Here is a 12,973-nt window from a genome sequence, read left to right as displayed (position 1 = left end):
TTATATGTCTCCATCATTCCCTTTTCTTGATATTTCAAACTAACATTTATCTACTTCAAGTAATCATTGGGGCGATTGATCGTATCGACCATAGCATTGAAATTTTCAAGGGAGATATTGTGCTCTGTTCCCTTTATGAAAATGAGCTAACAAAGAAAGATTCATTGAATTTTCAAGTGCTTGCATTGCGACTTTTTTACTTTTGCAGACTTTATAGCTGAACGCTAAAGACGCTATCCCTATATTCTAAAAATGTAATTTTCTGTTCATCTGCCGTTCACATAAGGCAGATAAACTGGAGTTATTAAATAAAGGATTGGAGGAATGATGATGAACATCGCATGGAAAGAAATTAAAAAAAATAAAGTGCGGTTTACGATTTTAGGTTCCATCATTTTTTTAGTTAGCTTTCTCACATTCATTATTTCTGGATTGGCAAATGGATTATCCCAGGACAATGCTGCCTTAATTAAGGATTTGCCAGACGGCCAATTTTATATGGAAGCAAATGCAGATGCCACCTATAATTTGTCAAAGATAGATAGCGATACCCAGAATAAGGTATTAAATGACTATGATAAGGCTGTGGCCTTCTCGATTCAAATGGGCTTTTTAAATGATAAAAACGGCAAACAACAAAGCGTCGCTTTCGTTGCTTCCACTACTTCAAAGTTATTTACCAACGTCCCAGATGGCGAAGTAGTGCTGGATAGCTCAATGAAAGCTAAGGGAATAAAAGTCGGGGACATTTTAACGAACAACCAATTTAGCGGCAAGTTCGTTGTCAAAGGCTTTGTTAATCAGAAGAAATTCAGCCATGCACCTGTCGCTTTTATTAATATTGAGAACTATAAAGAAATTTACCGGGTGGATGAGATGCAGTTGATGTTTGTACCTGAAGAAGACAAAGCCCCGGCAATAACAGGGTTACGAGCTTTTTCAAAGAAAGAGTTTCTTAATACTATTCCAAGCTACAGTGCAGAGCAAATGTCCCTCAATATGATTGTTTGGTTTTTAGTCGTAATAAGCGGAATGTTGTTCGCTATTTTCTTCTATATGATGAATGTCCAAAAAGTCGGATTATACGGCATTTTAAAAGCGATCGGCGTAAAGACAGGGACGCTGTTTAAGATGATGTGGGCACAAATGATTGTCATTACAGTTGCAGCCCTTATCTTATCTGTTGTGCTCAGTCAAGGTTTTACAATGATTTCCCCTGAAGGCATGCCTTTCAGTTTAACACTTGAAACAACGATGCAATTGTCTGTTGTGTTTCTCATTATTGGATTTATTGGCGCAACACTTTCAGGAATACAAATCAAAAAAATTGAACCGCTACAAGCTATTCAGCAAGGAGAGGTATAATATGGCTATTTTTATGATTGATGAAGTGAAAAAAACATTTATTAACGGCGAAGTAGAGGAAGAAGTATTAAAAGGGGTGAATCTTTCTCTTCAAGAAGGCGAGATTACTGCACTAATAGGCGCTTCAGGATCTGGAAAAAGTACCCTTCTTACGATAGCGGCCGGACTTCAGCCTGCTTCAGATGGCCAGGTATTATTCGAAGGGAAAAATATAAATGCCATGAGTCAAGAGCAAATCAGGAAAATACGGGCGAACAAATTTGGATTCATCTTTCAATTTGCCCATCTGGTTCCCTTTCTTACCGTAGAAGAACAACTCATGCTTATGCTCGATGTTTCAGAAACAGAATTAAAGAAACACGAACAAAAAAGAGAAATTGATAGAGTGTTAAAGCTAGTAGAAATGGAGCATCGGAAGCATGCTTATCCCGCCTCCTTGTCAGGAGGAGAAAAACAACGGGTTGCTATTGCTCGCGCCATTATCCACAAACCTAAAGTTCTCTTTGCGGATGAACCAACGGCAAGCTTAGATTCGAAAAGATCCAAAGACGTCATGCGGTTAATCCAGCGTTTAACTAAAACACTCAATATTACAACCTTGCTCGTAACCCACGATGAAGAGATGCTTTCTTATGCTGACCGCATTATAAAGATGAGCGACGGGCTCATTTCATAAAGAGAAGATAGGACTCTTGCCCTCAAGGTGATATTAAATATTTATTCAGCAGCCTGGACATACTGTGCTGGGCTATTTTTTATAAATGGAATGAACGTTTATTATAAAGGACAACACTAGACAAGAATCCGGATCTTTGTAGTAACTGAAGGCATTGTTGCTTTGACTAATGACTAATAGAACCAAATCGATTTTACAGGAGTAAATATTATGACAAATATTCTAATTGCCGATGACGACATCAATGTTTTAAAGCTGATCGATATTCACTTACGCAAAGAGGGATACAGGGTATTTCAAGCAAAAGATGGAATGGAAGCCCTCCAATTGTTTGATAAAGAAACTTGCGATTTGGCCGTTATAGATGTGATGATGCCTTACATGGACGGCTATGAGTTAACAAAAGAGCTGCGCAAGCAGTACAACATTCCCATCATCCTGTTAACAGCTAAAAATCAAATCGAAGATAAAGAACAAGGATTTGACTCAGGAACAGATGACTATCTCGTCAAGCCTTTTGATCCAAAGGAATTGCTGTTCCGCATAAAAGCATTATTGCGAAGATACAATCCTCAACAAGATGAGCAGCTCATTCGTATCGGACATACAAGCATAAATAAAAAAAGCTATGAAGTTCAAATTGAAGGTCGGACCATACTTTTGCCCTTAAAGGAATTCGAATTATTATTCTTTCTCGCCTCGAATCCACTGCAAGTGTTTTCTCGGGATCAGCTCATCGAAAAAATCTGGGGAGTAGATTATGAAGGGGACGAACGAACAGTGGATGTCCATATAAAAAGGCTTAGAGAACGTTTTTCTAAGCTGGCGGCTGATTTTCAAATCAAAACTGTTCGCGGCGTTGGTTACTTATTGGAGACGAAGCACTCATGAGGTCCCTTTATATGAAATTTGTTGGGGTGACGATTGGAATTATGCTAATCAGCAGCCTCCTTGCTTTTTTCATCTCTAATACGTATTACCAGCAAAAATTAAAGCCCTATAACGATCAAAAAAATACAAAAATTGCTCTTGGCATCGCTACATTTACTGATAAGCACCCCGATATGGATTTGGAAGAGTATCTGCAAAATATTTCCTCCGTCGGGTATCAACTATATCTGGTTGATGATTCCGGTCATGAAACTTATTTTGGTGCTCCTTTCAGAGTCAAAAACCTCTCTACTTTTACCAAAGAGCAGGTACTGCAAGGTAGGACTTATCATGGTATTCTCTATTTCCCCCAGGAAACATTTGTAACAGGATTTTTCGCTAATGAATTAAAGAATACGATCGGCGTCCCGCTGACACATAACAAAAAAAATTATGCCCTGTTTCTCAGACCAGATATTAAGCTCCTATTTAATGAAATGCACCTCCTATTCGGCTGGCTGCTGGCATTTACAATTGCTTTAAGCATTGTCATGGTCCTTTTCAGCACGAAATATTTAGTAAAGCCTATCTCCCATTTGACTTCCGCCACGAAATCACTCTCAAATGGCGATTTTAATGTGGAACTGGACGTTAACCGGCACGACGAACTAGGAGAGCTTTCAAACAGTTTTTTACGGATGGCGAGAAAACTAGAACAGATGGATGACATAAGGAAAGAATTTATTTCAAACATTTCGCATGATATCCAATCTCCCTTATCTAATATACAAGGATATACAAATTTAGTGGACAACGATTCAATAAGCGCGGAGGAACGATCCTCCTACATTTCTGTCATTAACAGTGAAATTCGGAGGCTTTCCACTTTGACTAAACAACTATTGCTGCTCGCCTCATTGGACCGAAATGAAGAGATTGTGAAGAAAAAACCTTTCAATGTTGGCCAACAAATAAAGGAGTTAGTGCAAAGCTATAAATGGAAAATTGGCGAAAAAGACATTATGCTCAGCTACTCCTTGCCAGATATACAGGTCGTTGGCGATCCCTCTTTGCTCAACACGGTTTGGGATAACCTTCTGTCAAATGCCATTAAATATAATAAACCTAACGGTAATATTGATATTTCCATTATACAAAAAGGAACAGCCGCCTTTATAACCTTTGAGGATACAGGAATAGGATTGAACCCTGCAGAATTAGAGAGAATATTTGATCCCTTTTATCGGGCCGACCTCAACCGCTCTCGAACAGTGGAAGGAACGGGACTCGGCCTTTCCATTGTTTCCTCTATTGTCAGGCTTCATAGCGGTCATATCAGTGTCAGCAGCACAAAAAAAGCAGGAACGACTTTTGTCGTTGAACTACCTGTTAGTTAGCATACTGTTTTATCAAGATCATGTATTTCTAGGAAAACCTTTACTGTTTACCTGAACTTAGCAGTGATTGGCAAGCAGCTCTCTAGCCTATAAACAGGTTCAAATGTATGCCACTCTCAAAATAAAACGGAGATCCTGTATGAATCAAATACAGGATCTCTTGCTGTTCGCAAACAGAACACCGAGTTTTTCATCATAATAAAGCAATTCAAAAAAACAATTATCAAACGAGGCAGCTCTAGTGATTGGTCGGCCTCTTTTTGTAGATCCTATAAATAAGAGAGAATATTTGCATGTTACTTAATTATATTTTAAACTAGTATTAAGTAACATGGATTAAGGAGAATAATCATATGGAATATGTAGAGGCTCTAAGGGATATAAAGCAAATTAACTCCATGAAAAAATATTTAAAAAAACATTCGGAACGAGACTATCTGCTCTTCGTCTTCGGCATTAATACCGGCTTGAAAATCACGGAAATATTAGCTATCAAAGTAGAGGATGTAGTAGAAGAAGACCGCCTAAAAGATTTTTTCCTACTTCCTTATAAAGAACTGAAAACGACGAAAGAGATCTATCTCAACCACAAAGTAAAAAAAGCCCTTTTGCACTATATCGAATCAAGCCATCTGAAGAGTGATGATTATTTATTCAAGTCTCCCAAAACTGAAAAGCCGATCACGCGCCAGCAGGCTTATCGCATTATCCATCATGCCGCAGAAGCGGTAGGTATAAAAGGGAAAATCGGCACGAATTCTATGCGTAAAACCTTTGGTTATCATGCTTATAAACGAGGAGTTGCCATTTCTCTTCTCCAGAAGCATTTTAACCATTCCACCCCCTCTGAGACTCTTAAATATCTTGGAATTTCCAAAGATGAGAAAATTAGAACAGAAATCGATGTCAACCTTTAAAACAACCTTAATCCATTGTTCAATCATTTAAAGGAGGAATTCTAAAGTGAATATTAGAGAAAGCGAACTGCCAGGCATTGGCTATAAGTTTGAAATTATTACAAAAAACCAAGATAAGCTAGTCATCGTTATTCATGATGATGGGCGGAGAGAAATTTACCACTTTGACTCAGAAGATCATGATGAGGTCATAAGCAGTGCGACGTTCAGCGATGCAGAAGCAAGACAAATCGCCGGGATTTTAGGTGGAATGGCTTACAATCCTAAAGCCTTGGAAACGGTAGACTTTGCTTTTGATGATTTACTTATTGAATGGTATCAGGTAGAACCAGGGGCTCCGGCTGTTAATAAAACCATTGGTGAGGTTGATATCCGAAGCAATTTCGGCGTGAATGTTATTGCTATTAAAGAGAAAAACACGAAAAAAACCCACAATCCAGGCCCTGACACAGTTATTGAAGCAGGTGACATCCTAATCATCTCAGGAGAAAGAACTCAGTTAAAAGAGCTTATTAAAAATCTACTATCTAACAAGGGGTGAGGAATATAGATGAACGATCTAGTTCTTGAAGTCGGTACTGCACTTGTTCTCGTTTCCATCGTAGCCATTCTTGCAAACAAGCTTAACTTTTCCATTATTCCATTCTTAATTGTTCTTGGTATGGTCGTTGGGCCACATGCTCCAACGATTGGGATTATTGACTTAACCTTTATTGAAAGCAATGAGATTATTCAATTCTTAGGACGCATTGGCGTGTTGTTCCTCCTATTCTATTTGGGCCTGGAATTTTCAGTCGGAAAACTGATGAAATCAGGACGGGATATTGTAGTTGGCGGGAGTATCTATGTGTCTCTTAATTTTGTTTTAGGGCTTCTTTACGGGGTACTCACAGGGATGCCGTGGATCGAATCCCTGATTATTGCCGGACTGCTTAGCGTGTCCTCTAGCGCAATCGTAGCAAAAGTACTCGTTGATTTAAAAAGGACAGCTAATCCGGAAACAGAATTAATTCTTGGAATGATTTTATTTGACGATATTTTCCTGGCTCTATTTCTGACCACCATGTCAGGTGTCTTGCTTGCAGGTTCTACCTCTTTCCTCGGTATTGCCACTTCCGTTCTTATCTCAGTCGGTTATATGTTATTGTTCTTTGTTATTGCGCGAAAAGGCGCACCTCTATTAAATAAATGGTTAAATATAAAATCAGACGAAATTTTCATTATCGTTATATTCGCTTCATTGTTTTTTGTGGCTGGTTTTTCAGAAACTCTTCATGTTGCTGAAGCAATCGGTGCTTTACTGCTAGGGTTAGTCTTTTCCGAAACGGAACATCGTGACCGGATTGAACATCTAGTAGTTCCTTTTAGAGATTTCTTTGGGGCTGTTTTTTTCTTCAGCTTTGGACTGAATATTGACCCCTCTACATTAGCTGGCGCCTTCTGGTTGTCGCTAGGTGCGGCTTTGCTTACCATTGTCGGAAACTTTGTTGCTGGCATGATTGCAGGGAGAAAAGCCGGACTGTCCCACAAAGCTTCCACTAATATCGGTTTAACTATTATGGCACGAGGAGAATTCTCCATCATTGTTGCCAACCTCGGAATTACAGCAGGCTTAAACCCTATTTTAACGCCTTTCACAGCCCTATACGTGCTTATTTTGGCTATTTTAGGCCCGCTTATGACGAAAGAGAGCAAAACCATTTACAATTATTTAAATAAGATTTTCAAATGGAAAAAAGAACCGGGAAGAAAGAGAATAAAGATTCCCAATGAGTAAATAACTATTTAACAAACCATACCAACTTTAACTCCTCCAGCTAAAATTAGCCTAGCTTTGCGCTAATTCTTAGTATCTGTATATGAATAAATATATATTTCGAATCTATTTTTCGAATAATTTAAATACGGTTTACCTAATTGGGAAGGCCAAAACAGCGTAGGTCTATTGGTTAAGCTTCTACTAATAACAAGCCCGGCTTAACCGTTAGAACACTTATACATTTGTATTCTTATAAAAAATTCCTCTTTTCTAAGAGGAATTTTTTTAAGGTACCGAATAAACTTGTCATGGCAGAGCTTGATTATTAAATCGAGTAATCCTCCGGAATAAAGACTTTTAATTGATTAGGCCGAACAAAAACCTCTTCCCCGACTTTTAAACCAAGCTCGCCATATTGTTCTTTCGTTAGTTCTGCTTCAAGAAACTGCTCGATCTCTTTGGGTTTTAGTTCAATATGGACAGTCCTGCCGACAATATGAATATGAACAATTTTTGCTTGAACGGCATCCTTCGCTATACTTTCCCGTTCAATCATTACATCATGTGGACGCACATAAGCAACAGCTGGTCGATTTTCCTTATTATCGATGCCTGGCACATCAAGTTCAACTTTGCCATTGAGAAGCTTCCCGTTCTCCAGCCTGCCGTGAAATAAATTAACATTCCCCAAGAAATCATACACAAATGGGCTGTTCGGGTGGTCATATACCTCTTCTGGACTGCCGATCTGCTCGATTTTCCCTTCATTCATTACCACGATGCGATCCGCAACATCAAGTGCCTCTTCCTGATCATGTGTCACAAATATACTCGTAATATGAAAGTCATCATGCAATCGGCGCAACCAACGCCGCAAATCTTTTCTCACCTTCGCATCAAGCGCTCCAAATGGCTCATCAAGCAGCAGCACCTTCGGCTCTACGGCGAGTGCCCTTGCCAAAGCAACACGCTGGCGCTGCCCGCCGGAAAGCTGGGACGGATACCGATCTGCCAATGCATCCAGCTTAACGAGACTAAGAAGCTCCGTTACCTTTTCGTTTATTTCTTTTTTAGACGGCCTCTCTTTTTTAGGACGAACTCTCAATCCGTAAGCAATATTGTCGAATACAGTCATATGCTTAAACAAAGCATAATGCTGGAAAACAAAACCGACTTTCCTCTCTGTTGTACGAATGTGAGTCATATCTTCACCGCCGAATAAAATCATTCCGCTATCCGCTTCTTCAAGACCAGCAATGATACGCAGAAGGGACGTTTTTCCCGACCCCGATGGCCCGAGTAATGCAACCAGCTCCCCTGTTTGGATGCTGAGTGTAATATTACTCAGCGCATTGAATGAGCCGAATGATTTTGATACATCTTTTATGTGAATGCTCATACGATGATCCTCCCATTAACTATGTTGATTGGCTTTCCATTCAATTATATTTTTTAAAATAAGTGTTACGATCGCTAATATGGACATCAACGAGGCAACGGCAAACGCCGCAGAAAATTGATATTCATTGTATAAAATTTCAATATGAAGCGGCATCGTATTTGTTAATCCCCGAATGTGGCCAGATACGACCGACACAGCGCCGAATTCGCCAATAGTTCTCGCGTTACATAAAATAATGCCGTATAATAATCCCCATTTAATATTAGGTAGCGTCACTAGCCAAAATGTTTTCCACCCGCCGGCTCCAAGCGTTAAAGATGCTTCTTCCTCTGCCGCCCCCTGGGACTGCATCAACGGTATCAGCTCGCGCGCAATAAATGGAAGAGTAACAAATAGTGTAGCCATAACAATACCTGGCACCGCAAAAATAATTTTAATATCGTGGGCGAACAAAAAATCGCCGAATAATCCATGTGTGCTGAAAAGAAGGACAAATACGAGCCCGGCAATAACCGGTGACACCGCAAATGGCAAATCAATAATTGTAGTCAGCAAGCTTTTCCCTTTGAAATCAAATTTTGTAATCGCCCAAGCTGCCGCAATTCCGAACAAAGCGTTAACCGGTACGGTTAGCAAGACAACGAGCAATGTAAGCTTAATGGCCCCAAGTGCGTCTGAGTCAGTAATAGATGCCGCATAAAGATGAATCCCTCGTTCAAATGCCTTTATAAAAATGGCCGCAAGCGGCAATAAGAGAAATAAAAATAAAAATACAATAGCGATACCTATGAGCACCATACGGACAAAAAGTGGCTCCTCTGCGGCTTTCTTTGCCGCTTTCCTACTGCCATACGTCAATGGAATATGACCAGCCATTCATATGCCTCCTTAATTATGAGCAAACTTTCTATTCATCCACCATTGCATGCCATTGATTAAAAGCAGCATGATAAATGAAATAATTAACATAACTGCCGCAATAGCCGTTGCTCCCGCATAATCATACTGCTCTAGCTTTGTCATAATGAGAAGTGGCGTGATCTCAGTCTTCATCGGCATATTGCCGGCAATGAAGACGACCGAACCATATTCACCGAGAGCACGAGCCAATGCAAGCGAGAAGCCAGTAAGAGCAGCTGGCAATATCTCTGGGATGATGATTTTCATGAAGGTCTGGCGCCGGTTCGCTCCTAAAATGGCCGACGCTTCTTCTGTCTCTCTATCAAAATTTTGTAGTACCGGCTGCACCATCCGCACGACGAATGGCAATCCAATAAACGTCAAAGCAACCGTAACACCGAGTGGAGTAAATGCCACTTTAAATGATAAAAATTGGCCAATCCAGCCCGTCTTCGCATACAAAGTAGTTAAAGCGATGCCGGCAACAGCAGTTGGAAGCGCAAATGGTAAGTCGACCAACCCATCAATTATGCGCTTGCCCGGGAATGAATAGCGGACGAGCACCCAGGCAATCAACACACCGAATATCATATTAATTCCGGCCGCAAAAAAAGCGGCACCAAAGCTTAATTTATAGGAAGCGATCACCCTCGGTTCAGTTACTGTTGACCAAAAGTCAGACCAGCTCATCGAGGCAGCATTTACAAAGATCATGGAAAGTGGCAAAAGAACCAACAGACTGACATAGAGCATCGTAAAGCCGAGTGACAGCCCAAACCCCGGTAAAATACTATGTTTTTTGAATCTCCACTTCTTTTTTGCCATCTCTTCACCTGCATTTCAAATAATCATAATAACGGCGGAATATGACCGCCGTCTTAGAGATACACTTCCTATTGTTTCGGCTGATAGATTTCATCGAATGTTCCGCCGTCATCAAAATGTTTTTTCTGAGCTGTTTTCCAGCCATCAAAGTCCTTGTCAATCGTTACGAGATTAATCTCTGGGAACTGGTCAGCGTACTTCTCCAATACTTCTTTATCACGCGGACGGTAATAATTTTCCGCTGCAATTTCCTGCCCCTTCTTTGTGTACAAATATTTGAGATAAGCTTCCGCCACCTCTTTCGTGCCTTTTTTCTTCACTACTTTATCTACTACTGCAACTGGAGGTTCTGCTAAAATACTGATTGAAGGAACAACAATTTCAAATTTATCTTTCCCTAATTCATTTAAAGAGAGAAAGGCTTCATTTTCCCAGGCGATTAGTACATCGCCAATTTCTCGTTCTACAAACGTTGTTGTTGCTCCACGTGCACCTGAGTCTAATACTTCCACATTTTTGTAAATGCTACTGACGAATTTTTTTATCTTCTTTTCGTCACCATTGAATTGTTTATCAGCATAGGCCCACGCTGCAAGATAATTCCAACGTGCCCCGCCCGATGTTTTCGGGTTTGGCGTAATGACTGATACTCCTTCTTTCGTTAAGTCCTCCCAATCCTTGATATTTTTCGGATTGCCTTTTCGAACAAGAAACACAATGGTTGAAGTATAAGGTGTTGAGTTATCATCAAGACGTGTCTGCCAATCTTCAGCCGTTAGACCATTCTTAGCTACTTCATCAATATCGCCTGCAAGTGCAAGTGTTACTACATCTGCTTCAAGCCCATCAATAACCGCTCTTGCCTGCTTGCCAGAACCGCCGTGCGACTGCTGAATCGTTACATTTTGACCAGTTTCTTTTTTCCAGTGAGCAACAAACTCTTTATTAAACCCCTCATATAATTCACGAGTTGGATCGTAGGACACATTTAACAGCTCAACCGGCTTCTTTGAAGATGAAGCGCTGTTTTCACTTCCTGCTTTTGAATCACCACAGCCTGCTAAAATCGCTGCCATTGCTGTCATGCTTATTAATAATTTAGATATAACTTTTCTATTTTGCATCTTCTAGAACCTCTCTCCCACTTGTTTGATTTCATATAAAAAAGGCAGACTACTTTTAACAACTAACGGTTAAAAAAGTCTGCCTTCAGTATGTCTGATCGGCTTTTATTGAATGTTTGCTGGTTTTTGTCTTTCTAGTGCTCGATTTTTTTATAGAAAACCGTCGTTTTTCCAGTCGGTCAATTTGCGTAATCTGTGAATCGTGGATAACGATCTCTACTGATCCGTACTCTATTCCTTCCAATGACTGAAGAATGCGTTCAACCCATTGGTTATCAATCTGTTTTTCAGACATTTTTCCTCCCCCTGTTTTGCTCGTTATTCACGGCTCCCCATTCCCAACAAAGATGCTCTTCTACCTGCATTTTCTAAGATAACCGGCCCCTTCAGTTGTCTGATAGGTCCTTAGAATGTATTTACATGAGATTAGAATAACCAAGCATTCTTATAAGTTTTATATGTTTAATGGGATTATAACGCACCTTTTATATAATGTCTATATGTTTTTTACAATAATTTCATTCTTTGAATCTTCCTCACTAAAGATCAAAATATAGACAACTTTCATTCTTCTGCATAGAGAATGCCTCACGCTCATCTATTAATTAGGTCTCAAGCAACTAGTGACTCTCCCCCTCATATGTAGTCTTGCAGAAAATAGAGCGATGATTTTCGAAAAGAAAAAGTATGAAAGAGACATAAAAAAAACAGAAGGTTGTTACAACCTTCTGTTTTTTATCCTTTGAGAAAGAAAACCTCTCATCGGACTGTGCTATCTTATTGAACGAGTAATAGGTTTCATTATTAAAACTTTCTTTATATACGACGGAGAAGGAGGGATTTGAACCCTCGCGCCGCTTACGCGACCTACACCCTTAGCAGGGGCGCCTCTTCAGCCTCTTGAGTACTTCCCCAGAAAAAATAAAAACTCCGCAGGCAAGATTCGAACTTGCGACCGATCGGTTAACAGCCGATTGCTCTACCACTGAGCTACTGCGGAACAAAGTGGGCCTGAATGGACTCGAACCATCGACCTCACGCTTATCAGGCGTGCGCTCTAACCAGCTGAGCTACAGGCCCATTTATGTAAATGGAGCGGGTGATGAGAATCGAACTCACGACATCAGCTTGGAAGGCTGAGGTTTTACCATTAAACTACACCCGCATTAAAAACTGGCTGGGCTAGCTGGATTCGAACCAGCGCATGACGGAGTCAAAGTCCGTTGCCTTACCGCTTGGCTATAGCCCATTAATAATAATATGTATGGGGCGATCGATGGGAATCGAACCCACGAGTGTCGGAGCCACAATCCGATGCGTTAACCACTTCGCCACGACCGCCATTCTCACTGGTGGAGGGGGACGGATTCGAACCGCCGAACCCGGAGGGAGCGGATTTACAGTCCGCCGCGTTTAGCCACTTCGCTACCCCTCCATCTGAAATAGAGATAGTTTTTTAGACAATGAAAAAATGGTGGCTCAGGACGGAATCGAACCGCCGACACATGGATTTTCAGTCCATTGCTCTACCGACTGAGCTACTGAGCCACACAAGAATATTATATATCAACAGCAAGACACTCCTTGCTGGAAGAAATATGGCGGTCCGGACGGGACTCGAACCCGCGACCTCCTGCGTGACAGGCAGGCATTCTAACCAACTGAACTACCGGACCAGATTGCGGGGACAGGATTTGAACCTGCGACCTTCGGGTTATGAGCCCGACGAGCTACCAGA

General features: G+C 40.7%; 12 protein-coding genes and 10 tRNA genes (1 of these 22 running past the window's edge). 7 read left to right on the top strand and 15 right to left on the bottom strand.

Annotated elements, in window-relative coordinates; genetic code table 11:
• Nucleotides 1-330 precede the first annotated feature (330 nt).
• From MKZ02_RS11460 to MKZ02_RS11430, 7 genes are all read left to right on the top strand, one after another.
• A complete protein-coding gene (locus MKZ02_RS11460; RefSeq protein WP_340853621.1) occupies nucleotides 331-1,365 on the top strand; it encodes an ABC transporter permease in 1,035 nt (344 codons plus the stop codon).
• 1 nt (nucleotide 1,366) lies between these two features.
• Entirely contained in the window at nucleotides 1,367-2,041 is a 675-nt protein-coding gene (locus tag MKZ02_RS11455; RefSeq protein ID WP_340853620.1) for an ABC transporter ATP-binding protein, read from the top strand.
• Nucleotides 2,042-2,251: 210 nt separating this feature from the next.
• Complete coding sequence (locus MKZ02_RS11450) at nucleotides 2,252-2,932, top strand: response regulator transcription factor (protein WP_120032277.1); 681 nt, start codon at nucleotides 2,252-2,254, stop codon at nucleotides 2,930-2,932.
• On the top strand, nucleotides 2,929-4,308 hold the full coding sequence (locus MKZ02_RS11445) for a HAMP domain-containing sensor histidine kinase (protein ID WP_340853617.1): 1,380 nt from the start codon (nucleotides 2,929-2,931) through the stop codon (nucleotides 4,306-4,308). Before MKZ02_RS11450 ends, MKZ02_RS11445 begins: the two co-directional genes overlap by 4 nt.
• Before the next feature lie 353 nt (nucleotides 4,309-4,661).
• Nucleotides 4,662-5,225, top strand: coding sequence for a tyrosine-type recombinase/integrase (locus tag MKZ02_RS11440; protein ID WP_120032282.1), 564 nt, complete (start codon nucleotides 4,662-4,664; stop codon nucleotides 5,223-5,225).
• A gap of 46 nt (nucleotides 5,226-5,271) precedes the next feature.
• Nucleotides 5,272-5,766, top strand: coding sequence for a cation:proton antiporter regulatory subunit (locus MKZ02_RS11435; protein ID WP_340853615.1), 495 nt, complete (start codon nucleotides 5,272-5,274; stop codon nucleotides 5,764-5,766).
• A gap of 9 nt (nucleotides 5,767-5,775) precedes the next feature.
• Nucleotides 5,776-7,002: a cation:proton antiporter gene (locus MKZ02_RS11430; protein ID WP_120032286.1), complete on the top strand. Its 1,227-nt coding sequence runs from the start codon at nucleotides 5,776-5,778 to the stop codon at nucleotides 7,000-7,002.
• Nucleotides 7,003-7,309: 307 nt separating this feature from the next.
• Here the strand turns inward: MKZ02_RS11430 and MKZ02_RS11425 are convergent, their stop codons facing one another.
• The 15 genes from MKZ02_RS11425 to MKZ02_RS11355 form a co-directional block, all read right to left on the bottom strand.
• Nucleotides 7,310-8,383 carry a sulfate/molybdate ABC transporter ATP-binding protein gene (locus MKZ02_RS11425; protein WP_340853614.1) on the bottom strand — a complete coding sequence of 358 codons (1,074 nt, stop codon included), beginning with the start codon at nucleotides 8,381-8,383 and terminating at the stop codon, nucleotides 7,310-7,312.
• A gap of 15 nt (nucleotides 8,384-8,398) precedes the next feature.
• The gene (gene cysW, locus MKZ02_RS11420; RefSeq protein WP_340853613.1) at nucleotides 8,399-9,262 is read right to left on the bottom strand and encodes a sulfate ABC transporter permease subunit CysW; all 864 of its coding nucleotides are present in this window, start codon (nucleotides 9,260-9,262) and stop codon (nucleotides 8,399-8,401) included.
• A gap of 12 nt (nucleotides 9,263-9,274) precedes the next feature.
• The gene (gene cysT, locus MKZ02_RS11415) at nucleotides 9,275-10,111 is read right to left on the bottom strand and encodes a sulfate ABC transporter permease subunit CysT (protein WP_120032292.1); all 837 of its coding nucleotides are present in this window, start codon (nucleotides 10,109-10,111) and stop codon (nucleotides 9,275-9,277) included.
• A gap of 68 nt (nucleotides 10,112-10,179) precedes the next feature.
• Nucleotides 10,180-11,235 (bottom strand): sulfate ABC transporter substrate-binding protein, encoded by a 1,056-nt coding sequence (locus tag MKZ02_RS11410; RefSeq protein ID WP_340853612.1) that lies wholly within the window; start codon nucleotides 11,233-11,235, stop codon nucleotides 10,180-10,182.
• An 85-nt stretch (nucleotides 11,236-11,320) separates the two neighbouring features.
• Complete coding sequence (locus tag MKZ02_RS11405) at nucleotides 11,321-11,530, bottom strand: YezD family protein (RefSeq protein ID WP_120032296.1); 210 nt, start codon at nucleotides 11,528-11,530, stop codon at nucleotides 11,321-11,323.
• Nucleotides 11,531-12,061: 531 nt separating this feature from the next.
• Nucleotides 12,062-12,149: transfer RNA gene (locus MKZ02_RS11400), tRNA-Ser, on the bottom strand.
• Between the two features lie 14 nt (nucleotides 12,150-12,163).
• Nucleotides 12,164-12,235, bottom strand: a tRNA-Asn gene (locus MKZ02_RS11395).
• Between the two features lie 6 nt (nucleotides 12,236-12,241).
• Nucleotides 12,242-12,315 (bottom strand) — tRNA-Ile (locus MKZ02_RS11390).
• Nucleotides 12,316-12,326: 11 nt separating this feature from the next.
• Nucleotides 12,327-12,400, bottom strand: a tRNA-Gly gene (locus MKZ02_RS11385).
• Nucleotides 12,401-12,409: 9 nt separating this feature from the next.
• Nucleotides 12,410-12,484 (bottom strand) — tRNA-Gln (locus MKZ02_RS11380).
• Between the two features lie 16 nt (nucleotides 12,485-12,500).
• Nucleotides 12,501-12,576 (bottom strand) — tRNA-His (locus MKZ02_RS11375).
• A 9-nt stretch (nucleotides 12,577-12,585) separates the two neighbouring features.
• Nucleotides 12,586-12,670: transfer RNA gene (locus MKZ02_RS11370), tRNA-Tyr, on the bottom strand.
• Between the two features lie 37 nt (nucleotides 12,671-12,707).
• Nucleotides 12,708-12,783: transfer RNA gene (locus tag MKZ02_RS11365), tRNA-Phe, on the bottom strand.
• Between the two features lie 51 nt (nucleotides 12,784-12,834).
• Nucleotides 12,835-12,911: transfer RNA gene (locus tag MKZ02_RS11360), tRNA-Asp, on the bottom strand.
• 3 nt (nucleotides 12,912-12,914) lie between these two features.
• Nucleotides 12,915-12,973, bottom strand: a tRNA-Met gene (locus tag MKZ02_RS11355) (it continues 15 nt past the right edge of the window).

Origin of the sequence: Pseudobacillus sp. FSL P4-0506 (genome assembly GCF_038003025.1) — a bacterium.
Taxonomy (GTDB): Bacteria; Bacillota; Bacilli; order Bacillales; family Domibacillaceae; genus Pseudobacillus.
The sequence above is the reverse complement of the archived record's forward strand: the minus strand, read 5'-3'. Positions and strand labels throughout refer to the sequence as shown.

What these genes read in the sequence shown, in the direction of transcription:
- MKZ02_RS11425 (WP_340853614.1), bottom strand. Translation starts at nt 8,383, where the DNA reads ATGAGCATTCACATAAAAGATGTATCAAAATCATTCGGCTCATTCAAT.
- MKZ02_RS11450 (WP_120032277.1), top strand. Translation starts at nt 2,252, where the DNA reads ATGACAAATATTCTAATTGCCGATGACGACATCAATGTTTTAAAGCTG.
- cysT (WP_120032292.1), bottom strand. Translation starts at nt 10,111, where the DNA reads ATGGCAAAAAAGAAGTGGAGATTCAAAAAACATAGTATTTTACCGGGG.
- MKZ02_RS11455 (WP_340853620.1), top strand. Translation starts at nt 1,367, where the DNA reads ATGGCTATTTTTATGATTGATGAAGTGAAAAAAACATTTATTAACGGC.
- MKZ02_RS11445 (WP_340853617.1), top strand. Translation starts at nt 2,929, where the DNA reads ATGAGGTCCCTTTATATGAAATTTGTTGGGGTGACGATTGGAATTATG.
- cysW (WP_340853613.1), bottom strand. Translation starts at nt 9,262, where the DNA reads ATGGCTGGTCATATTCCATTGACGTATGGCAGTAGGAAAGCGGCAAAG.
- MKZ02_RS11405 (WP_120032296.1), bottom strand. Translation starts at nt 11,530, where the DNA reads ATGTCTGAAAAACAGATTGATAACCAATGGGTTGAACGCATTCTTCAG.
- MKZ02_RS11430 (WP_120032286.1), top strand. Translation starts at nt 5,776, where the DNA reads ATGAACGATCTAGTTCTTGAAGTCGGTACTGCACTTGTTCTCGTTTCC.
- MKZ02_RS11440 (WP_120032282.1), top strand. Translation starts at nt 4,662, where the DNA reads ATGGAATATGTAGAGGCTCTAAGGGATATAAAGCAAATTAACTCCATG.
- MKZ02_RS11460 (WP_340853621.1), top strand. Translation starts at nt 331, where the DNA reads ATGAACATCGCATGGAAAGAAATTAAAAAAAATAAAGTGCGGTTTACG.
- MKZ02_RS11410 (WP_340853612.1), bottom strand. Translation starts at nt 11,235, where the DNA reads ATGCAAAATAGAAAAGTTATATCTAAATTATTAATAAGCATGACAGCA.